The 21,602-nt window shown below is 41.1% G+C and carries 19 protein-coding genes and 1 pseudogene; 12 read left to right on the plus strand and 8 right to left on the minus strand.

Features of this window, described 5'->3' with window-relative positions; all coding sequences use genetic code 11:
• Positions 1-46 precede the first annotated feature (46 nt).
• From RH40_RS03005 to yddG, 3 genes are all read left to right on the plus strand, one after another.
• Complete coding sequence (locus tag RH40_RS03005) at positions 47-1,285, plus strand: HlyD family secretion protein (protein WP_009599837.1); 1,239 nt, start codon at positions 47-49, stop codon at positions 1,283-1,285.
• Position 1,286: 1 nt separating this feature from the next.
• Positions 1,287-3,392, plus strand: a complete 2,106-nt coding sequence (locus RH40_RS03010; protein ID WP_009599838.1) for a peptidase domain-containing ABC transporter — start codon at positions 1,287-1,289, stop codon at positions 3,390-3,392.
• A gap of 192 nt (positions 3,393-3,584) precedes the next feature.
• A complete protein-coding gene (gene yddG, locus RH40_RS03015; RefSeq protein WP_039954096.1) occupies positions 3,585-4,472 on the plus strand; it encodes an aromatic amino acid DMT transporter YddG in 888 nt (295 codons plus the stop codon).
• A 2-nt stretch (positions 4,473-4,474) separates the two neighbouring features.
• On the opposite strand, the gene RH40_RS03020 is transcribed toward yddG, so the two are convergent.
• From RH40_RS03020 to RH40_RS03050, 7 genes are all read right to left on the minus strand, one after another.
• On the minus strand, positions 4,475-4,948 hold the full coding sequence (locus RH40_RS03020) for a L,D-transpeptidase family protein (protein WP_009599840.1): 474 nt from the start codon (positions 4,946-4,948) through the stop codon (positions 4,475-4,477).
• Between the two features lie 199 nt (positions 4,949-5,147).
• Complete coding sequence (locus RH40_RS03025) at positions 5,148-6,782, minus strand: BatD family protein (RefSeq protein WP_009599841.1); 1,635 nt, start codon at positions 6,780-6,782, stop codon at positions 5,148-5,150.
• The gene (locus RH40_RS03030) at positions 6,782-8,611 is read right to left on the minus strand and encodes a VWA domain-containing protein (protein WP_009599842.1); all 1,830 of its coding nucleotides are present in this window, start codon (positions 8,609-8,611) and stop codon (positions 6,782-6,784) included. The genes RH40_RS03025 and RH40_RS03030 overlap by 1 nt, the downstream gene beginning before the upstream one ends.
• Positions 8,604-9,575, minus strand: a complete 972-nt coding sequence (locus RH40_RS03035) for a vWA domain-containing protein (RefSeq protein WP_009599843.1) — start codon at positions 9,573-9,575, stop codon at positions 8,604-8,606. The genes RH40_RS03030 and RH40_RS03035 overlap by 8 nt, the downstream gene beginning before the upstream one ends.
• The gene (locus tag RH40_RS03040) at positions 9,568-10,041 is read right to left on the minus strand and encodes a DUF4381 domain-containing protein (RefSeq protein WP_009599844.1); all 474 of its coding nucleotides are present in this window, start codon (positions 10,039-10,041) and stop codon (positions 9,568-9,570) included. The genes RH40_RS03035 and RH40_RS03040 overlap by 8 nt, the downstream gene beginning before the upstream one ends.
• Before the next feature lie 2 nt (positions 10,042-10,043).
• Positions 10,044-10,961: a DUF58 domain-containing protein gene (locus RH40_RS03045; protein WP_009599845.1), complete on the minus strand. Its 918-nt coding sequence runs from the start codon at positions 10,959-10,961 to the stop codon at positions 10,044-10,046.
• Between the two features lie 11 nt (positions 10,962-10,972).
• Positions 10,973-11,929: an AAA family ATPase gene (locus RH40_RS03050; RefSeq protein ID WP_009599846.1), complete on the minus strand. Its 957-nt coding sequence runs from the start codon at positions 11,927-11,929 to the stop codon at positions 10,973-10,975.
• Between the two features lie 383 nt (positions 11,930-12,312).
• Between RH40_RS03050 and RH40_RS03055 the strand changes: the two genes are divergently transcribed.
• From RH40_RS03055 to RH40_RS03065, 3 genes are all read left to right on the plus strand, one after another.
• Positions 12,313-14,226, plus strand: coding sequence for a methyl-accepting chemotaxis protein (locus RH40_RS03055; protein WP_009599847.1), 1,914 nt, complete (start codon positions 12,313-12,315; stop codon positions 14,224-14,226).
• Positions 14,227-14,299: 73 nt separating this feature from the next.
• On the plus strand, positions 14,300-14,500 hold the full coding sequence (locus tag RH40_RS03060; protein WP_009599848.1) for a restriction endonuclease subunit S: 201 nt from the start codon (positions 14,300-14,302) through the stop codon (positions 14,498-14,500).
• Positions 14,501-14,566: 66 nt separating this feature from the next.
• Positions 14,567-14,989: a DinB family protein gene (locus tag RH40_RS03065; RefSeq protein ID WP_009599849.1), complete on the plus strand. Its 423-nt coding sequence runs from the start codon at positions 14,567-14,569 to the stop codon at positions 14,987-14,989.
• Positions 14,990-15,172: 183 nt separating this feature from the next.
• Here RH40_RS03065 and RH40_RS03070 read toward each other — a convergent pair whose 3' ends face one another.
• The gene (locus tag RH40_RS03070) at positions 15,173-15,895 is read right to left on the minus strand and encodes a hypothetical protein (protein WP_009599850.1); all 723 of its coding nucleotides are present in this window, start codon (positions 15,893-15,895) and stop codon (positions 15,173-15,175) included.
• A 475-nt stretch (positions 15,896-16,370) separates the two neighbouring features.
• On the opposite strand from RH40_RS03070, the gene RH40_RS03075 reads away from it, so the two are divergent.
• From RH40_RS03075 to RH40_RS03100, 6 genes and pseudogenes are all read left to right on the plus strand, one after another.
• Entirely contained in the window at positions 16,371-17,309 is a 939-nt protein-coding gene (locus tag RH40_RS03075) for an AraC family transcriptional regulator (RefSeq protein ID WP_009599852.1), read from the plus strand.
• A gap of 188 nt (positions 17,310-17,497) precedes the next feature.
• Positions 17,498-18,316, plus strand: coding sequence for an ABC transporter ATP-binding protein (locus RH40_RS03080; RefSeq protein WP_009599853.1), 819 nt, complete (start codon positions 17,498-17,500; stop codon positions 18,314-18,316).
• The gene (locus RH40_RS03085; RefSeq protein ID WP_009599854.1) at positions 18,313-19,293 is read left to right on the plus strand and encodes an ABC transporter substrate-binding protein; all 981 of its coding nucleotides are present in this window, start codon (positions 18,313-18,315) and stop codon (positions 19,291-19,293) included. Before RH40_RS03080 ends, RH40_RS03085 begins: the two co-directional genes overlap by 4 nt.
• Positions 19,294-19,295: 2 nt before the next feature.
• The gene (locus RH40_RS03090; RefSeq protein ID WP_039954097.1) at positions 19,296-20,300 is read left to right on the plus strand and encodes a FecCD family ABC transporter permease; all 1,005 of its coding nucleotides are present in this window, start codon (positions 19,296-19,298) and stop codon (positions 20,298-20,300) included.
• Between the two features lie 66 nt (positions 20,301-20,366).
• Positions 20,367-20,894 carry a GNAT family N-acetyltransferase gene (locus RH40_RS03095; protein ID WP_009599856.1) on the plus strand — a complete coding sequence of 176 codons (528 nt, stop codon included), beginning with the start codon at positions 20,367-20,369 and terminating at the stop codon, positions 20,892-20,894.
• Between the two features lie 56 nt (positions 20,895-20,950).
• Positions 20,951-21,368: pseudogene (locus tag RH40_RS03100) on the plus strand (GNAT family N-acetyltransferase).
• The last annotated feature ends 234 nt before the right edge of the window (positions 21,369-21,602 follow it).

The raw sequence follows: 21,602 nt of genomic DNA on the forward strand, positions 1-21,602 counted from the left end.
CCGGACGCAATGTGAGTTCGGGTGTGTATAACAGTGGAGAGAACTATTGAGTCAGCTGTATCGTCAATCTGTTATTGATGCCCAAAAACAACGACTTCATGGCGATGTGTTACTTGCGCAGCCTTTATCGATTTATCTTATTGTAGCCATCCTATTTATTTCGGTCAGCTTACTCGTACTGTTTTTAAATTACGCAGAATACAGTCGTAAAGAAACAGTTCAAGGTTACATCTTGCCAGATAAAGGTGTTATCAGGTCTTTTTCGCAACGTGAGGGTATTGTTAAAACGGTTCATGTCTCTGAGGGTCAGGAGGTTGAGAAAGGTCATCCTTTGATCACTATTAGTTCAAAAAGCAAACTGGAAAATGGACTGGATCTCAATCAGACGGTTGTTAGAGAGTATGAAAAACAATATCAGTACATCAATAAAGAAATTGAGTACCAAAATAGCCTGTATGCTCAACAAATTAGCAAACAACGTTTGCTTGCTGCCGATATCGAGCGTCAGCTCGCTGCCGTTGATAGTCAAAAACTCCTGATCAAAGAAAAATATCAGCTTCAGCTTGAACGAGAAGCACAGCATCAAAAGCTTCACAGGGAAGGGCATCTCTCCGCACTGGATTTTCAGTCTCAAAAAGAGGCATTAATAGAAATCAAAGCCCAGGAAGAAAGGGTGATCGCCAATGAGTTAGAACTGCGAAAGGTTCGCAACACTTTGCAGTCTGATTTAACTATTCTTCCCAAGCAACACCAATTGAACGTTTTGGATTTAGAACAACAAAAATCGTTGATCCGACAGCAGCTCAGCCAAGCACAAGGGAATGCTATTCACGTACTGACTGCCAATGAAAAAGGTAAGGTGACAGGAATTAACGTCGTAACTGGAGAAACGGTTCGTGATAATGATTTGATGTTGAGTCTGATACCTGAAAACGCAGAACTGGTTGCTGAACTGTTCTTGCCGACTCGCTCAGCTGGATTTGTTAAGAAAGGGGATCTCGTAAAGCTCAGATTGGAAGCTTTTCCATATCAGAGGTTTGGTTACTTAAGCGGTGCAGTTTCACATATTGACACTGTACTTCTCCAGCAAGGGGAATCTCCCTTATCAATTAGCGAGCCTGTTTATCGCATACGAGTGTCTCTTGATAAGGAGTACGTTGACTTTAAAGGCTCTACCATTTCGCTTAAAAACGGTATGCTTCTGGAAGCTGACATATTATTGGAAAGCCGCAGTATCCTCGGTTGGATCCTCGAACCCGTCTATGGACTATTAGGAAAAATTTGATATGGACTCAGTCGTAACAGAGCCTCATATTACAGAACTTCTAGAGTATTCTGGTAATAAAAAAGTGGCCATGATTTCACAAACAGAAGCTGCGGAATGTGGTGTTGCTTGTCTCGCTATGGTTTCTACTTATTACGGTCATAAACTCGATTTGCCTGCTGCACGCAAGTTTCATACTCCGGGTTTAAAGGGTATTAATGTTCAGCAGTTAATTCAGACAGCAGATAAAATGCAACTGGCTGCGCGCGCTCTTAAATGTCCATTAGAGCATATCGGGAAGCTCACTTTGCCCTGCGTATTGCATTGGGACCTCAATCACTTTGTGGTTCTTACCGGCGTTAAGAAAAATAAGCTAACCATCAATGACCCGGCGACGGGTACAAGAGTTTTAACGCTCGATGATTTCAGTAAGCACTATACGGGTATTGCCATTGAGTTGATCCCGACAAAGAAATTCGAGAAAAAAGATTCACGACAAAAAATGGGTATTCGTCAGCTATGGACTAGAATTTCTGGGCTAGGAAAAGCGTTAATTACTCTTGTCATGCTTTCGATTCTATTGCAAATCTTTATGTTGTTGAGCCCTTATTATATCCAGTTGGTCGTCGATGAGGTATTGATTAGTTTCGATACATCTTTACTGGTGGTGTTGGCGAGTGGCTTTAGCCTGTTATTGTTTTTTAACATCATTACGAAAGCAATAAGAAGCTGGTTGATCTTGAGGTTATCAAGTCAGTTGAGTTTACAAATGGGAGCAAACCTTTTGCGCCATTTGCTGCGTTTACCTATGAGTTATTTTGAAACAAGGCATATTGGTGATTTGGTTTCACGCTTTGGGTCACTTGGCCAGGTCAGAGAGCGCATGACAACTGGACTAGTTGAAACTATTGTGGATGGTATCATGTCCATAGCTATCTTAGGTGTGATGTTGACATACAGTCCATTCTTAACTGGTGTCGTCTTGTGCATCATTGCTATGTACTTATTGATTCGATTAGCTTTGTATAATACCTTGCAGCAAGCAACTGAAGTGTCGATTGAAGCGAAAGCAAAAGAGCAAAGTCAATTTTTGGAAACGGCCCGTGGTATTCAGACTATTCGTTTGTTCAATGCAGAATCCATGCGTCAGAGTAACTGGCAGAATCGCTACAGTGCAGTTATCAATGCCGATATTAAGTTAGGGAAACTAAATATTGGTTTTGAATCGGCTAATCAATTTTTGTTCGGATTAGAAAATATTTTTATCATCTTCCTTGCCGCCACTGCCGTTATGGATGGGGAATTGACGATAGGGATGCTTTTCGCCTTTCTTGCTTACAAAGAGCAACTAACTACTCGAATGTCGGTTTTGATTGAACAAATTGTGCAATTTAAAATGCTGCGATTACATCTGGATCGTATCGCTGATATTGCGCTCCACGAGCAAGAACCTCATCGTGAGAAAGGTCGAAAACAGATACAAATGCGCGGTAACATTAAGCTAGTAGACTTGTCTTTTAAGTACTCGCCAGATGATGAATATGTATTTAAAAACATAAATTTAGAGGTAAGGGCGGGTGAGTCAGTCGCGCTGGTTGGTCCTTCTGGTTGTGGAAAATCAACCTTACTAAAAATAATGTTGGGTTTACTGCAGCCCACATCTGGTAAAGTACTGGTTGACGGGGAAGATATCCGAGATCTTGGGCTGTCCAGTTATCGCGATTATATCGGTTCTGTGATGCAAGATGATACTTTACTGACTGGAACCATCGAGGAAAATATATCGTTCTTCGATCCAGAGCCTGATCATCAGTTGTTAGCACATTGTGCCTATCTGGCAGGGATCCACAAAGATATCCTTAATTTACCAATGAATTATCAAAGTTTAGTATCAGACATGGGGTCTAATTTTTCTGGTGGACAAACTCAGCGGTTATTGCTTGCTCGTGCCTTGTATCGACGTCCTGTAATACTCTTTTTAGATGAAGCGACCAGTCACCTAGATGTTGAGAATGAAAATAGGATAAATGAAAATATTAAAACCCTCCCTGTAACTAGATTAATGATTGCTCATCGTCCTGAAACAATTGAGAGTGCGGATCGTGTGGTGAACTTAGCGGATCTATAAATCAATACCTGCCATAACTTAGGCATTAAGGTTTCATCGCTTGAGACGTGAAGATAAGGACTGTTTTAGAGGAAATATTTTAAGTTGCGCAAAACTCGTATTGGTTATCTAGTGACGAGTCAGTTAAAATGACGCACCTTGAGAAAACACCTTTAATAAGCCGAGGTAAATATTCGGCTTCACCATAAGAAGATGAACAACAGTCAATATAAATTTACATTAGCGGGAGCCTGTGCCATTTTGCTTTGGAGTGGGGTAATGGGGCTAGTCAGGGCCGTTACAGAAATGCTTGGTCCCATCTCTGGCTCTGCTTCCGTGTACTCTGTAGCTTCAATATTTTTATTACTTGCTTTGGGTGTGCCCAAGATACGTCACTATTCTCTGAGCTATTTAGCAATTGGTGGCTCTCTTTTTGTTGCTTATGAGATTTGTCTTGCGCTCGCTTTGGCAATGGCGAATTCACGCCAACAAGCAGTTGAAATGCTTGTGATCAACTACCTCTGGCCAGCGCTAACCGTACTTTTGGCAGTGATAACAAGTAAGAAGAAAACCAGTATTTTGGTCTACCCAAGTATTCTGGTGGCTTTTTTGGGTGTTGCTTGGTCTATCAGTGGTGAGCAAGGTTTAAGTATTACTCAGATAGCTGCAAATGTTGCAACTAACCCTATCACTTATCTGATGGCTTTTACTGGGGCATTCTTATGGGCAATATATTGTAATCTGACTAAAAGGATTGCCAAAGGCCAGAACGCCATTACTGTATTTTTTATAATGACAGCAATTAGCTTATGGCTTAAGTATGCGTTAAGCGATGAAGTTATGTCTCCGATGACGTTTGACTCATTTGGTTTGTTGTTGATTTCTGGTGTGGCTATGGGGAGTGGGTATGCGCTTTGGAACTATGCCATTATTGGTGGGAATATGGTTTTGTTGGCAACATTGTCTTATTTTACACCTGTTCTATCGACGATCATTTCATCAATTATTCTTGGGTTAACTCTCACTAGTTCTTTCGTACATGGCGTTATAATGGTGACGATAGGTTCACTCATGTGCTGGTGGGTGACAAGAGAGCGCTAGGATCACCACTCGATATCAATCGGAGTTCCTTCTTTAACAAGGGATAGAAACGTATCCATGTCTTGATTACTTAACGCGATACAGCCGTTGGTCCAGTCAAAACTTTGCACAAACTGAGCAGGTCGATTTTCACCATTTCTTAATCCGTGTATCTTGATGTTTCCTCCAGGGTCTCGATTAAATATCATTGCCCCGAGCCTATCATCAAGGCTCGGGTAGCTGATATGAATAGAACGATAGAATTCAGAGTCTTCTAGGATGAATTGAAGATAGTATCGTCCTTCTGGTGTCCTCTGGTCACCTTGTTCTGATTTGTGACCCTTAGGCTGTTTACCGAGAGCTATGCGAAATTCGTGAGTGATTCTCTCATTTTCTATCAAATATAATCGACGCTTAGACTTATCAACTTTGACGAGGTCGACAGCAGAATAAACAGCAAAAGGTGCCAATGTTAAAAGCAGTAGTAGTTTTTTCAAGCTCACGACGCAGTTAGAGGGTGATTAGATAATTATACTCAAGTGACTTCAAAATGCAGGATTCAGAGAAATGTCTTAGTGCTGGGTCTAAGGAAAATAACGTAACGGAATAGTCGGCTTTTACCAAGTTGTTTGACGGTTTGCTTTATGATTTATGGGAAAAGGCAGCTTGTGATGCTGCCTTTTGGATTTATCTGCCTTAAAGCTCGGCAAGTGAAGGGTTAGTGTCGGTTTTCTGTGATGCTTTTTGTGCTTTCTTAAGCAGTTTGATTAGTGTGTCTTTTTTCCAGGGTTTGTCTGCAGAGGAGTACTGGCTCTCATTCATCAGTTGTAGCTCTTCTCTGATTTGTTGTTGAAGTTTCAGATCAATTTGATTGTGGTTTTGTAGCCATTGGCTCACAGTAAATTGTGCCTGTATTGAGCCTTGATTTTCAAAGGTAGTCTGAAAATCTTTCTCAATACTAAGTTCGGCACTTGGTTCTTGTTTCTCTTTAATCAAGGTATGCTTTGCTCTGTACCAAAAGAACAATGTGATGAGCCATAAAGTCACAAATAGGGCGGTGAGGTATGGCCAGAAACTTGGGTCTTTTATGGTAATTGTTTCGCTAGGCGTGGCTTGTATAAGGGGGACTGAAGTAGGCTCAGCATTGATAGCCGCAGCAGCGGATACATTTAATGTCAGTCCCGCTATAACAGTATTTTCTGCTTCATTTTTCTCACTGTTCCACCAACCGATTGAGATCGGGTCCAGTACTATCTCACCAGGAGTCTTGGGAATCAAAACTTGTTTGATGGTCATGCGAGTATGACCATTTTCAAGCTCAGTAAATTTAGGCTTCTCTTGATAGACTCTAATAGACTCAGGATAGGAGACCGCGAGGTCAGGGAAGCGTTCAGAAGCAAGACCATCTATGTCTAAGTTAATAATTCGGGTAATTGAGTCACCAACTTTGATAGGAAAAGTCTGGTTGGGTTTTAGACTATTTCCTGACGCATCAGTCCATTGTTGTGACAGTTTCAATGAGGCCGCAGGTAGCCATTTACCTTTATAACTTTCTGGAATTTTCGCGACCTTAATTGGATATGTTTTCGCGGGACTATCGATCGACATGAGTTTGGTTGCTCCAGTCTTCTTATCGGAATAAACCAAGCTACCTTTAAAACCGATACCTGTTATTACATAGTCTCCCGGTTGATCAGCTGTTATACGGTAGTTTTGGTCAACCACAGTCACTTCAACTCCATCGAGCACACTTTGATATTGATTCGGTTCACCAATCGCTTCTAGAGACAGACCTTGAACACTAGGTGCAGCGATTTTTGGGTTTTGTAAACGTCTCGGATCCGCTTTTATGATCAGACGTGTTTTTAATGTGGTACTTTGATTGGGGTAGAGGGTTTCTTTACCTAGCTGATTGTGAACTTCAACCAGCTCGCTCATTTGAGGCTCATTTTGGTCTGCGGTAACACTTATTTCGATAGGCTTTGACGAGGTACCATCAATTGTAAATGATGGGATAGAGACGACACCGAGGCTTTGTGCCGCGAGAGTAAGGTTCCACTCACTTCTGGTAGTTCGATTACCATTAATAATGTTGACAGAACTACCAAAGCTCGGACGACTGACATAAAAGTCTTTTTCTAACTGGCTGAAGTCAATCGCATCTGATGCAACTTTTTTATCTACCACGATTCTTAATTGGAAAATTTCATTTTTCGCTACTTTATTTTTACTAACTATGGCGGTGACACTGGTTGCGAAAACCAATGGACTGAATATGGTTAAAAATAAAATGCATAACCTGGCAAAGCATCTTTGTCTATATTTGTTCATTACCATTTCTTACCTGTATCTTTAGGCGGCTGCTTTTGTTGAGCCTGAAGTATCATTTGAGCACGAATTAAGCGGCTTGGGTCACGAGCACTCTCTACCTGTTGCAGCTTTCTCAGCTCAGGTTCGACCGCCTGTTGATTGTCCATTGGTGTATTCTGGGGAACGACTTCAGTGTCAGTATCACGTTCACCAGTTTCTTCTTTTTGAGACTTTTCTATCTCAGAGTTTTGAGAGAGGTTGTCTTCATCGGACGGTTCTTTTTGTTGAGCATTATCCATTTGTTGCGGGTCTTGGTTTGATTGCTCACCTTGCGCTTTTTTAGACTCGCTTGGTTTGGATTTGCTTTCCTCACTCTTTTGTTGAGAAGAGTGACTCTCATCGTCATTTTTTGATTGACTCGGAGTTTCAGAAGAATCAATTTGTTGCTGTTGCTGTTGCTGTTGCTGTTGCTGTTGCTGTTGCTGTTGCTGTTGCTGTTGCTGTTGCTGTTGCTGTTGCTCAATGGCTTTTTCAACCACAGACAAATTGTGCTTTGCATCGCCTTGTTCTGGGTTTTGTTCTAGAACCTTTTGGTACAGATCCTTGGCTTGTTCGAGTTGACCGTCTTGCGCATAAGCGTTCGCTAAATTATACATTTCAGTTGGTGTCTTGGGGTTCTGTAATGATTCAATGGCGGCTTTGAAGTTGTTGGCTTGATACTGAGCAACACCTCTCCACTGTTTGTCTTCAAACATTTTTGCTGCATCAGCATAGTTTTTTTCTTGAAAAAGTTCATTGGCTTGCTGAGCTTTGTTAAGCCAAGGGCTGGCTTGCGCCGGTTGTGTATAGGTAAGAGGAAGTGACATCATCACCAAACCGAAAATAAAGCCACGGCGAAAAAGCATCAAGGCGGGCAGTAGTAACAGTGGTATCAGATAGTAGCCCTGATTAATTCGCTCTGAAATGGATTGTCCACCTTTGACTGAGGAAGTTAAATCAATGTGTTGTGTCCACAAGCTAATACTATCAACATCGCTATTGGTGATCTGCAATGGAACAAAATATCCGTTCACTTCTTTGGTAACAGCACGCATATTGTCGAAGTTTGACTTTGCAACCACAGGTTGACCGTTATCTTTCGTCATTAGGGATCCATCTTCCAGAGGGATAGGGGCTCCTGCTTTCGAGCCAATACCCAATATCACGAGTCGCCAATGCTCTCCTTTGAGTTGCGTTGATATGGCTTCACGTTCCCTATCGTCCAAATCATCTGCTAGTAAAACGATATCGCCTTTATTTAGGCCAGCGGCTTTCATCATATTGATTGACAGTTTGATTGCCGCCGCAGCGTCTGAACCGGGATAAGGCATCAGCTCAGGTTTAAGGTCGGGTATTAGGTTATTGATCGTATTTGAATCACTTGTCATTGGGCTGATACGATAAGCATCACCTGCGTAAGCGACCAGTCCTGTTAATCCCTCTGACCAACCGGATAATAGATCTGAAGCTTTGTAACGAGCTTGAGTTAATCGATTTGGCTTAACATCATTAGCATACATGGACATTGACATGTCCATGACAAGTACTCGGGCATTGGTATTGGTATAAACGGGGCGCTCTTGCAAGCTTAAACTCGGGCCAGCCAATGCAATAATGGCAATAATACCGGCGAAGGATGAAACAAAGATTGAGGATTTACTCGCTTGTCGAGATTTGAACCCTAAAGCTTTAGCCAAATGTGGTGCAATTAATGTTTGGGCCCCACTGCGTTGAGCAAGCCAAATCATAAGCACTAGCCAAGGTATTAAAGCGAACAAAAATAATGGTGCTGTGAAGGTAAACTCAGACATGATTTCTCCTAATAAACAGCAGTAAAACTAGGCTGAGGAAAGACAGTGCGAGAGGAACAGAAAACCACTCTTTCTGTGGACGCCAAGTTTGTGATGCATTTTCGACGGGCTCTAAACTATTTATAGTGTCATAAATCGTGGCAAGTTCTTGGGCATTTCTTGCTCTAAAATATTGACCGCCAGTAATCTTAGCAATGCTCATAAGGGTTTTTTCATCGAGGTCTTGGGCTGTATTGACCTTGCGAGTCATAAAGAAATCTTTCACCATCATTTCACCCGCTCCGACACCAATGGTGTAGATAGTGGCGTTGTACTTTTTAGCAATATTGGCTGCTTCAATAGGATCTAGTACGCCTGATGTATTACTGCCGTCACTTAACAATATCATGACACGTTGTGGTGCATCGCTATCAATAAAGGTTTTAGTGGCAAGTCCAATACCTTCACCAATAGCGGTTTTCTGGCCAATCAATTGCAGTACAAGTGAATTTACTTGTTCAGAAATTGTGTTTCTATCTAGCGTTAATGGAGTTTGTAGGTAAGCGTGATCCGCAAATAGCACCAAGCCTAATCTGTCGCCCTTTCTTTGCTGAGCAAATTGGCTAACGACATTTTTGACTGCCGTCAGTCGGTCAATGTAGTTTCCACTGCTGTCTTGCATATCCTCTTGGCTCATTGAGTAGGACAAGTCTAAAACAAGCATTAGGTCACGATGTTTAGGTTGAGTTGTCACGGGCTCGCCATACCACACTGGTCTTGCAAGTGCAGTGATTAAGGCGCACCACAATAATATTGAGAGCGTTTTTGTGAAATAATTTCGAGGCGCAGTATTGTCACCTGCTTTGGGGAGATAGGGCAGGTGTATTGCGGATCTATCCTTAACAGGTGAAACGAATAGGTAGATAAGGAAAGGTATAGGAAGCAGAGCAAATGCCCACCACCAAACGAAGCTTATATTAGCCACGTGCTGACCTCCTTTTTCTCTTTGGAGGTAAAGCTTGATCTATCCAAAAGCTGCAGTCTTGCAATAATGTGTGTGTTTCCTGAATGGGATGTTTACTGTATAGAGCCTGTTGCCAAAGTTCGTAGTTAGCAATGAATACAGGCTGGTTAAGTTGGCTATCTAGGAATTCATACCATTCTTTGCCAGTCAATTGAGCAATCTCTTCTCGAGGGAAATAACATAATGCAGCTTGGCGAACCAATTCGATAGCATCTGCGGGTTTTTGATGGCTAGCCATTAACCTTTGAGCAGTTTTTTTTGCGGCTAAGTGCCTTTTTTTTCGATAAAGCAGAAGCCAGACGATGAGAAGTCCGACGATAACGCTGGCGATTAAAGTCCACCAACCCCAAGCAAGAGGGAACCAACTTGGCGGCTCTGGGAGGTGCATGGGATTTAATGGTAAGAGTGTTGAAGTATCTTTGCTCATAATTAAAGTCCATGTAATTGTTGTGTTATCGCGGTATCACACGAAATGGATGAAAAACGGATTCCCGTTTTTGATGCGATGGTCTTTATTTGTTGCTGATGTTGTTCGAATGCGTGTCTGATTCCTTCTCTAGTTTTGCGAGAAGAAAAGTTTAGCCAATGTACCTCATTGTTATCTTTTACTTTTTCAAGGCCTCGATATTGAGTTTGACCTTTTTCAAGTGGGTCAATAATTTGTACCATGTGCAGCCGATTGTGTTGACTCAACCTATTCAGTATGGATTCATTTTCGGCAGAAAAACGTGAAAAATCACTCAGTAAAGTAATTTCGCTACCTTTGGGACACAAGCGACTCAGAGACATAAAGCCATCAGCTAAATCATGAGTAGGTTGTTTTTTGTTCGCTAGCAGCTGTTGATGAACGGTGACCAGGGACTGGATAATCGTAAGAGCACCTTTTTGGCGAGCAGATGGTTTGATATCGATTAGCTCTTCGCCAGTATCAATGATGGCACCCACTCGATCTTGCTGTGCCACACTTATCCAAGCAATGAGACTTGCTAAGTGGGCAACTTGGACAGATTTTAACATGAGTGTCGAACCAAATAGCATACTGGATGACAGATCAAGAAAAAGAATAATGGGTTTCTCTTTCTCTTCGCTAAACAGCTTGGTATGAGGTTTGCCAGTTCGGGCCGTCACTCGCCAATCAATGGCTCTGATATCATCTCCAGCTTGGTATTGACGAACTTCACTAAAGTCCATGCCTCTTCCAAGTCTGCGACTTTGATGCTGACCTAGCATCTGTGACCATAAACTTTTCGCTGGTGGTAGCCATCGAATTGATTGTTGTTTGTAGTAAAGAAGCTCATCTAAAGTGAGGTTTACACCATCACTGTAAGGAGGCAGATTATTTGACATTGATGGTGCCCCTATGCGCTGCCAACCAATGATAAAAGCTTCTCTATTACCTGATTAGGGGTAATACCTTCTGCTTGAGCTTGATAACTCAAAAGCAGTCGGTGTCTTAGCACAGGAAATGCCATAGCTTGGACGTCCTCCGGAGAAACAAAGTCTCTGCCATTTAGCCAGGCATGCGCGCGCGCACATCTATCGAGGGCAATCGTTGCTCGTGGACTTACTCCCATTTCTAGCCATTGAGCGAGTGTACCATCGTACTGTGAAGGATGTCGGGTCGCCATTATCAAGCGAATAATGTATTGCTCGATAGGTTCTGCCATGTGAATTTCAAGCACGGCCCTTCTGGCTGAAAAGATTTCTGACTGAGTTATAGTTGGAGGAGTCGTCTCGGTGTTGCCTTGAGCTTCTCCTCGGTTCAGGCGAAGTATGTCGAGCTCACTTTTTGCATCAGGGTAGTCAACGTTTAGGTGAATAAGGAATCGATCTAACTGTGCTTCTGGAAGCGGGTAAGTACCTTCCTGTTCAATCGGGTTTTGAGTAGCCATAACCAGAAATAACTCAGGGAGTGAGTAGGTATTGCGGCCTGCCGTAATTTGTTTTTCTGCCATCGCTTCTAACATTGCCGCTTGAACTTTGGCAGGCGCTCGATTGATTTCGTCGGCAAGAATTAATGAATTGAAGATAGGTCCCGTTTGAAAAACAAACTCCCCCGTCTCTGGGCGAAATATATCAGTCCCGGTGAGATCGGCGGGAAGTAAGTCTGGTGTGAATTGAACCCGATGAAAGTCACCTTCAATACAATCAGCTAAACATTTTACAGCACGAGTTTTTGCTAATCCCGGAGGCCCCTCTACCAGAATGTGCCCATCGGCTAACAGCGCGACAAGTAGTTGATTGACTAACTCTGTTTGGCCAATTACTTGACTGTTTAAATAGCTGCGCAGCTGTTGTAGGGCATTTGCATTCATTACTTTTCTCCTCGTTTTTTGACTTAGTAGCCCTGAAGTCTAAAAAGTTCCTTGATCATTTTGTTATTTGTTTATTAATTTCGCCGTCTTGGAAACATGGCAAAACTCTATTTGAACAAATTCATTTATTTCAGCACGTTAAGATATGGGGTTGAAAACCTGATATACAAGATATTGTAATGAAATCTAACTTTTCAGGAAAGCGACTTGCATCTAAACATATAAGAGATATCGATATTTTTAGCATATAGTCAGTAAAGGAATTCATTTAGCTGTCGATATACTAGTCTTATAGAGCAGTCTGTTCGAAGTGTCGGCGCATTACTTAACCCGACACGATTGCTTGACTTTAGAAAATATAATAATTGCTGCGAGAGGCAAAAATGAAACTTAATTCTATTAGCATAAAACAGAAAGTGGTTGCGGGGATCACTGTAGCTGTTTTGGCATCAACTGTTATCGTTGGGGTTCTAGCCCAACGGCAGGCTCGTGAACTTCTTGAACATAGGCTTATAGGTATTGAACTCCCTTCATTACTCAATCAAATTAGTGGTCAGATAGATGATGAAGTGCGTCAGATGTTATTTGCGGCGGAGCAACTTGCCAATAATGAATTCATCAAAGACGCGATTAATACGACCGATATCTCACCGGATGTGGAAAAAACACTGATTGCTCAACTGAACAATATGAGAGCGCAATACAATCTCAACGATGCGTCCGTCGTTAATCTGAAAACTGCTTACTATTGGAACCAAAATGGTTTCCTTCGAGAACTTAACCAACAACAAGATGGATGGTTTTTTGCCTTTCGCCAGAATAGCAGTCCGACTTCGGTGAGTATCTTCCAAGAGGCAAGCGGTGAAGTAAAAATGTTTACCAACTACAAAGTGCTTAATGGCATGTCGATGTCAGGCTTGTCCAAATCAATGGATGATATGGTCAAGTTACTGAATGGCTTTAAGATTGAAGATACAGGCTTCGTTTTCTTAGCCGATTCATCAGGTGTGGTACAAATCCATCGTGACCGCTCAAAATCTCAAGCGGCAATGAACACGTTATTTGGACGAGAATCCGACAAACTCTTAGATAAAAATAATTTTAATTTGATTGAGACTGATTACCAGGGGAAGAAAGTCTTTGTTGCTAGTCAGTATGTTCCTACGATGGATTGGTTCGTTATTGGTGTTGCGCCTGTTGAAGAAGTATTTTCGGATCTGAATAATGTGGCTAAACAAATGATGATTACGACAATCGTTGTTGCGGGTCTATTTATTTTAATGGGGCTTTTCTTGGCTAACAGCATTGTTCGTCCTATTCGTAATATTGCTGCTAGATTCGTTGCTTTGGGGAGAGGCGATGGCGATCTTTCTCAGCGAATTACCATTGAGGGGAATGATGAAATTGGCCAGTTATCAGAGGGATTCAATGGCTTTATTGAAAAAATTCATCAGTCAATGAAAGAAGTGGCTTCGACCAGTGGTGCGCTTCAAACGGCAGCGGATGGTGTGAGTGTCAAAGCCAATACGACGCACGATAATAGCCAAATCCAGCGTGATCAAACTATCCAGGTTGTCGCCGCCATTAATCAAATGGGCGCGACTATCAGTGAAATTGCAAGTAACGCAGCGACAGCAGCGGAAACTGCGGGTCAGGCATCGGACAATACTCAAATGGGGCAAGATGTGGTCGGTAAGGCGAAAGACGCCATCGGGCGTCTAGCAAAAGATATAGAGAACACGGGTATTGTCGTTGAAAAACTGGCTTCAACGACCAACGAGATTGGCTCTATTCTTGGCGTTATTCGTGATATTTCAGAACAAACAAACTTGCTTGCTTTGAATGCTGCAATTGAAGCAGCTAGAGCAGGGGAGCAAGGACGAGGTTTTGCTGTTGTTGCTGATGAAGTGCGTAATCTTGCTAGCCGAACAGCAGATTCGACAGAAGAAATTCAAAAAATGATTAATCAACTCCAAACTGATGCGAAAGATGCCGTCACTGCAATGGAAGCAGGTAAAACAGTGACACACGAAGGTGTTTCATCTTCGGACGAAGCTGTTGAAGTATTGGTGAGTATTTCAGAACGTATTCATGATATTTCTGATCGTAACACTCAGGTAGCAACTGCGACAGAAGAGCAGTCAACGGTAGTGCACACCATCAACCAGAACATCGAAGAGATCAATGCGATAAATGAAGCGACTACGGGCACGGCAGAGGAGTTAGCTGCGGCGAGCTTAGAATTGAAGGATCTTTCATCGCGCTTAGATACCCTTGTAGGTAGCTTTAAACTTTAAATGAAAAACTAGTCAAAACGGGCTTTAGTGGTTACACTTTAGTCCGTTTTTTATTGTAAGAGTGGTACTAGTAATGAGTGATATTAAACACGAATTGGAGCAGCTTTCTGAACAAGTTGAAGAGCAAGCTGAGGTTGCACTCCCTTCTTTAGAAGAACAAAAAGCCATAGCTGCGGAGCTAAAACAGCTAGAGTCTGAGGGTAAATTAACCCCTGAGATTCTTGAACATTACTTCGGAAAGTTCTTTGCGGATAGTGATACACCTATACACTAACCCATTGAATTTAAGAAAAATAGCTGTATATTCTCGAGGCTAAACATTGTCAATTAAGGGAATACAGTGAGACAAACTGTTTTAAAACACATCTTCCAACGCTTTGATTCTATGCTTGAGCTTGTTCAAGAGCTAGAAGGCTCTTTTCTTGGCTGCAAGCTACCTATCCCAGCGAATAAATCTATCGGTGAGCATATGTGGTGCATCATAGGTGCACGGGAAAGCTACGCACGATCGCTTCTAAAGGGTTCATGGGCTGGCTTTGAATGCTCTCTTCAAAATAGCAGTGATAAGGTCGAAATTATGGAGAAGCTTGAGCTTTCTCGACTTCAATTTACCTCTGCTTTTGAATCTGTTGAAGATTGGAACCAAGAGAGAGATGAGCTTCTTGTGCATTTGCTCGAACATGAGACAATGCACGAGGGTCAACTTATTCGACACATTTATGCACTCGAGCAACCTATACCAGCAAAGGTTAAGTGGGCCTAAGGTTTAAGCTAAATAGCACCATAGACAACTCGCTCTGAATCTTGCATTTTATAAAACCACTTGGTTATATCCCCAAACTTTGAGATCATTTGGGGATAGCTTTCCTCAGCTTTGTTTATTATTTTTCTTCACCATGAAACTAACTTCGAAATTAGTAGAATTAAACGTTTATAAATTATGCAATTAAAGGTCGGTTATGCTTTTGAATGTTTTTGTATAAAAAGTAGCACCATTAATAAAATCAGTTTTTGGTTTTATATCCTTATTAATGGTATTTTCTATACGAATATTACTAAATACACTTTCATTGGTGAACTTAAAATCAGGATAAAGAATATGGTTGCTTTTCTCCCACTGACGCTTTTCTAACAAGTGTTGAGTAATTGGGCTTGTGGCTTCAGCAATACAATAGGTGTACTTTCTTTCGATGAGTAACGCTTCCAATATATCAGTTAGTTGACCAACAATGCCCTGATTACGAGCTATTTCACAAACACCACCCATAAAGAGTTCAGCACCAATACCTTGTTGTGTTAAAGCGAGGTTTGCCGTGTCACTCTTTGACCAAAATGACGAAGATTCAACGAGCTGCTCTAAAAGAGCGAATATTGGCGTCAGTGTTTCAGAGACATCACTAAAATCAATTTCTGTTGACATATCTCGAGTAATTAAGGCACCTATAATTTCACCATCTTGGTTAAAACAGCCTAGGTTTAGTCCATCTTTAATTGATTGCTCGATAAATATCTTTGCAAGCCCGGTAAGATCATCGGCTGGAAGTTTGAGCTCAGTACACATAGGTTCAGCATTTGCGAAAGACTTACCAAGTATTTCACTGGCTTTATTTATATCTTTTTCGGTTAAAAAATCGAAACATTTATCTTCAATATATAATGGTAATAACATATGGACTCTCTTTATTATTGCTCAATGAGTTATATTTTTTTGATATAATAACACCTTAAGTTAAAATATAAACTTAATTAGTTTTTATTTATCACGTGTCTACTATTTCATTTGATAATAAATGTATTTGTTAATTTGTTAATTTGTTAATTTGTTAATTTGTTAATTTGTTAATTTGTTAGTTAACAATTAATGATAATTAATTTATTTAATTAACACTTATCTTTTGGAATAGCTGATTTTCATCTATAAAGCCGAAGAATCTTGGTATGCTGGATTCTACAAAAGTGGTCAGCTATGCAAACTTCGCAAGGTTTGTGCTCATTTCTGGTTTAGCCTTCACTTTAATTAGTCTAAATTTTCACATAAAAATCATGTACAAAAAATTAATTATTATTTTTGTCTATGTGTAGGCGTGATTTTATCAGCTACTGATGATAAAAAGTCTTTTGAGTAGAGTTTTTGGAGGAGCGTTGTGAAGCAAAGTTTAGCAAGAGATAAGTCACAAATCTCATTTGATCGCATTAGTAAAGTATTGGCGTTTATTCATAACAACCTTGACTCATCACTTTCACTCAATGATATCGCCAAGCAGAGCTGTTGGTCTCGCTGGCAGCTTCAGCGTGTATTTCAGTCGCAAACAGGCATGTCAGTGGCCAATTATACTCGAGAACTAAAATTGAGTGTTGGTGCAGAATGGCTCCTTGATACTAACAAGCGAGTTATTGATATTGCGATAGAGTTCGGTTTTAGCTCAGAGATATCTTTCAGTAGAGCTTTTAAACAAAAGTTTGGCATCAGTCCGAGTACGTATAGAAAAAGAGCTCAGCGTATTGGACTTAAAAAACCAATTGAAGTCTCTCGTTTGTCATACAATGGATTAGGCTCTTCCGTATTTCTTGAAGTTAGAGTCGATACCAAAGAAGAGTTTATTCTTAAGGGTGTGAGAGGAGAAATTAATGGTTTGTTTTCATCGTCCCCCAACTTCTCACAAATTGTCCCTAAATTATGGCAACAACTTGAGTTAGAAGCTCGAGACTTTCCTCGTCCAAAAGGATCGCTTCTTGGGATAATTGACGTTACAAAATCAGACTTTGATGGCTCCTCACTAGATTATTGGGCGGGCATTCGGGTGCCAGAAGAGGCGGCTTTACCAGAATTACCAAGTTTATATTCAAATAAGTTTGAGGTGCTATCAGTACCGAAGCAAACCTACGCAGTGGTTAAGCATCGCGGCCCGGTTTTGAACCTACCCAAGACAATTGAGTGGTTTATTTTGAGTTGGTTACCTAATTCCGGGTATCGTGGTATCGACGGCTATGAACTGGAGATATACCCTGAGTCATATCAACCAGCTTCAGCCAATGCCGAAATGGAATATTGGTTACCGATTGAAAAAATATCAGATACATAAAATAACATAGAGCATCACCATAGATACTATAGAAAGTCTGCGATATTTCGAGTCTTGAGGCAATTCCCACTGAACCTACCATCTCGAGGTTACTCGGGTATATAACGTAATTTCCTTTTTTCTATTGATAGCTGCAACAATAAAATGTTATGTTATAACGTAACATTTGGTTGTGCGTTGAAATTAAGATGGAAAAGTTCAGTTTACCGGTTCTCTCTGTTCAAAACTTATCTGCCCAAAGCCAAGCTGGTTGGCGCGCAGTATCTGATATTTCTTTTGATGTTGGCATGGGTGAGTGCATCGCCATAATCGGCCCAAACGGGAGCGGTAAGTCGAGTTTACTCAAAGCAATCACTCGTCAGTTTTCAATCATCGCGGGAAAAGTCGAGTTATCCGGCATTGATATTTGTCAATTGAGCCGACAAGAAATGGCTCAATGGATTTCTATCGTTGCACAACATGAATACGTTGATCCTCGCCTTACTGTTGGCGAGTATGTTTGGCTGGGGAGAACTCCTCATGCTTGCTATTTTAGTCAGCAAGAGCATGAGAATGTGGTAAACCAATCATTAACAGATGTCGGACTATACCATAAGAAAGAACATCATTTTGGGGACCTATCTGGAGGGGAGCAACAGCGAGCAAATATTGCGCGAGCTTTTGCCCAAAAGGCTAGGATTATCCTACTGGACGAACCGACCAACCATTTAGACCCTCTTGCTCGAATTGAGCTTTTGAATCTAGTAAAGGCAAAAGGCGTCACAGCGATCGCTGTACTACATGATTTATCTCTCGTTAGTGAATTCGCCGATAAGGTACTGCTACTACAAAACCAAAAAATGGTTGCGTATTCTTGTCCTGAAGGTGTACTAAACGATCGATTTATTTCACCTACTTTCGGTTTAAGGGTTATTCCATTTCAGCACCCGAGAGCGAACTCTATTATCCATCATTTCGAAGCCTTGGGCTCCAATTGTTACGATCAACCCAGAGGAGGGGTTGTATGAGAAAAATAATCGTTTCTTTATTTTTGGTTTTTTTACCATCTGAATATGCGCTTGCTGATAAAACAACTTATCCAGTGTCGGTTCAAAGTTGTGGTGATAGTATTACGATAGATAAGCATCCCGAAAGAGCCGTTTTTCATGATATTAATATGACGGAAATGGCGCTTGCCCTTGGGATAGAAAGTGACATAGTCGGGGTTACTGGTATTACGGGGTGGTATAAGATGTCTCCAGAGTTTAAAAAGAGGCTCGGAAATATTCCTGAATTGGCACCTAAATATCCAACATTAGAAACCTTGATTGCAGCGAAAACCGATTTCTTTTTTGCTGGGTGGAATTATGGAATGAAAATTGGTGGAGAAGTGACACCAAAGACGTTAAAACCGTATGGTATTGATACTCTGGTACTTTCTGAAAGCTGTATTCATAGTAGTAAACAAAAAACAAGTGCCAGCATGGCGCTGCTTTTCGATGATATCACTAAATTAGGTGTTATTTTTGATAAACAAGATAAAGCCGTATCACTCATCAATGAATGGAAAATTCAAATTGCGAAAGTTAAAAAAAGAGCTTTAGGTAAGCGCCCGCCAAGAGTTTTCCTTTACGATTCAGGTGAAGCGAAACCATTTACTGCAGGAAGGTATGCGATGCCGAATGCTTTGATTGAAACGGCTGGCGGAACGAATATTACCAGTTCTATGCAAACAAGCTGGGGGCGAACCTCTTGGGAGGATATTGCACAATCGGACCCTGAAGTGATTATTTTGCTCGATTATCAATCGGGTGGAGGGGCTGAGTCCTTACAAAAATTTTTGGAGGGGCACCCACTTATGAAGCACACCGAAGCGGTCAAAAAAGGTCGATATGTCAAGTTACGCTACGAACAACTCACCCCTGGTCCCGCTAATATCGGTGCGATAGAAAAATTGTCCAATGCATTTTTTCCAAAAGAGACTCGGCTTTTTGACCTACAGTGAACATGACTAAATACAGATTTGCATGGTTTGTTGGTGTTAGTGCGCTTTTGTGTCTATTTTTTGTTAGCTTGAGCTTTGGGGCCGTTTCACTCTCGTTTTATGAAGTTTTTAACGGCCTCCTTGAAGTTAATGAAAAGAGCATGAGTATTGCGAGTCGTATTCTGGTTGAGTTAAGACTTCCCAGAGCGATTCTTGCGATCATTGTTGGTGCTAGCCTCGCGCTTGTGGGGGCTTTATTGCAGACATCGACGCGTAATGACTTAGCCGATCCATTTTTGTTTGGCCTTTCATCGGGGTCATCTGTTGGTGCAGTACTTATCATCACAAAATTTGGTGACGTGTTCGGTATTTGGTCACTGCCCATTGCAGCATTTTGTGGTGGGGTTTTATCTGCATCTGCCGTAATGGTTTTATTTTTCATGCAGAAAAAACGCGGACACAGTGACATAGTCTTATGTGGCTTGGCGATATCTTTTTTATTCGGTGCGATAACTAGCTTTCTCGTTTACTCAGGAGACCAAAGAGCTGCTAATTCTATTTTGTTTTGGACTTTGGGCGGTTTGGGTCTTGCTCGATGGGATAACCTTATTTTTCCATTCGTCGGCATGTTGTGTTTGGTTGTTTTGATATTTAAACGATATAGAGAGCTGGATACACTTCTGGTTGGTGAACAAACGGCGCTTTCTTTGGGCATTAATGTTCGTAAGTTACAAGTAGAAATATTTTTATGTTGCGCGTTTTGTACTGCATCGATTGTTGCTCTCACAGGAGTGATTGGGTTTATTGGCCTTATGGTTCCGCATATTGTTAGGCCTTATTCAAGCGTGAACCATAAATTAGCGTTGCCACTAGTAGGGATCTGGGGGGCGGTTTTTTTGCTCTTCGGAGATGTAATGAGTCGAACAATTCTCGCGCCTCAAGAACTGCCGGTTGGTATTGTCACTGCGGGATTAGGGGGAATGTTTGTTTTGTACCTTATATTGAGGAAACCAACTAAAAAGTTCTAAATATCAATTGATTTCATGTGCTTATTTGGCTAAGGTGAAATTTTGATTACGCCATGGTGATAAGATATGCAGCCAGAATTGGAAACAGAACGGTTAATCTTACGTCCTTTTCTTGAACAAGATTGTGAGCGTGTGTGTGAGTTAGCAGGCGATAAACGCATTGCTGATATGACTGCCAATATCCCGCATCCATACCGCTATGAAGATGCCGATAGCTGGATACAAACGCACCACTCTGATTTTGATGCAGGCAACAGTGTCGTATTCGCGATTATTTTGAAGACGTCGGGAGAGCTCATAGGAGCCGTTAGTTTGCCTAAAATCAGTTCTGGGACGGGGACGCTTGGTTATTGGTTAGGTGTGCCTTTCTGGGGATATGGCTATGCGGTTGAAGCTTCAAGAGGGCTGATCGACTTTGCACACCAGCATTTTGATTTAAAGTACATAGAAGCTCAACATTTGGTTGAGAATACACGTTCGAAGAGGGTTATCACCAAACTAGGGATGCAGTATCTGGATACTCAAGATTTGGTAAGAAATAATATTTTGTATCCGATATGTACTTACCGGTTATCACTTGAAATACTCAAATAGCCTCAGTTGCTAAGTTTAGCGACCATCTTTTGTCTTTCACAAGGATTGAAAGGTACATGAATTTTACAATGGATGATTCCCCTTCTGAAAATGTTATTAATGAAATCCGAACTGGGTTAACTCAGTATAATGCGCCGTTCTTAGAAAATATTCCTCAATCAAAAATTGCTTACTATGCTACTGAAGACAAAAAAAATTGGTGGGGTTATCGCTGAGATTTGGGGTAATTGGCTACTTATTAAGTTTCTTTGGGTCGATAGTGAATTTCGAGCGAACAAGTTGGGCAGTCAACTTTTAAAAGGACTAGAAGAGCATGCTCAACTTAAAGGCTGTCATTCGTCTCTTGTTGATACTTTGAGTTTTCAAGCGCGTCCTTTCTATGAAAAGCATGGGTATCAATGTCAAATGGTATTGGATAATTATCCTCTCAATACATCGCTTTCATTTTTAACAAAGCCTCTCATCCATGACTGATGCCATTTATTTCTAAGATAAATCATATCTAAAAGTGCAGGTTAAGGTTTTAGCCTAAGATTTTGGTGGATTTTTGTATCTTAAATATTAATGTTTTATTTATCATATAGTAAATAAAATATTAATATATTGTCTTTGTTCTTATCAATTATAAACATACATACTATTTTTCTTGTGTTTTATATTTTTAACTGTCATTGTCCGCCGACTTGGTAATAGGCAGTTTTTTGCTGA

Source organism: Vibrio caribbeanicus ATCC BAA-2122 (assembly GCF_000165125.1).
Lineage (GTDB): Bacteria > Pseudomonadota > Gammaproteobacteria > Enterobacterales > Vibrionaceae > Vibrio > Vibrio caribbeanicus.

Coding starts and splice junctions, on each gene's coding strand:
- RH40_RS03010 (WP_009599838.1), top strand. CDS start 1,287: ATGGACTCAGTCGTAACAGAGCCTCATATTACAGAACTTCTAGAGTAT.
- yddG (WP_039954096.1), top strand. CDS start 3,585: ATGAACAACAGTCAATATAAATTTACATTAGCGGGAGCCTGTGCCATT.
- RH40_RS03025 (WP_009599841.1), bottom strand. CDS start 6,782: ATGAACAAATATAGACAAAGATGCTTTGCCAGGTTATGCATTTTATTT.
- RH40_RS03030 (WP_009599842.1), bottom strand. CDS start 8,611: ATGTCTGAGTTTACCTTCACAGCACCATTATTTTTGTTCGCTTTAATA.
- RH40_RS03040 (WP_009599844.1), bottom strand. CDS start 10,041: ATGAGCAAAGATACTTCAACACTCTTACCATTAAATCCCATGCACCTC.
- RH40_RS03045 (WP_009599845.1), bottom strand. CDS start 10,961: ATGTCAAATAATCTGCCTCCTTACAGTGATGGTGTAAACCTCACTTTA.
- RH40_RS03050 (WP_009599846.1), bottom strand. CDS start 11,929: ATGAATGCAAATGCCCTACAACAGCTGCGCAGCTATTTAAACAGTCAA.
- RH40_RS03055 (WP_009599847.1), top strand. CDS start 12,313: ATGAAACTTAATTCTATTAGCATAAAACAGAAAGTGGTTGCGGGGATC.
- RH40_RS03060 (WP_009599848.1), top strand. CDS start 14,300: ATGAGTGATATTAAACACGAATTGGAGCAGCTTTCTGAACAAGTTGAA.
- RH40_RS03070 (WP_009599850.1), bottom strand. CDS start 15,895: ATGTTATTACCATTATATATTGAAGATAAATGTTTCGATTTTTTAACC.
- RH40_RS03080 (WP_009599853.1), top strand. CDS start 17,498: ATGGAAAAGTTCAGTTTACCGGTTCTCTCTGTTCAAAACTTATCTGCC.
- RH40_RS03085 (WP_009599854.1), top strand. CDS start 18,313: ATGAGAAAAATAATCGTTTCTTTATTTTTGGTTTTTTTACCATCTGAA.
- RH40_RS03090 (WP_039954097.1), top strand. CDS start 19,296: ATGACTAAATACAGATTTGCATGGTTTGTTGGTGTTAGTGCGCTTTTG.
- RH40_RS03095 (WP_009599856.1), top strand. CDS start 20,367: ATGCAGCCAGAATTGGAAACAGAACGGTTAATCTTACGTCCTTTTCTT.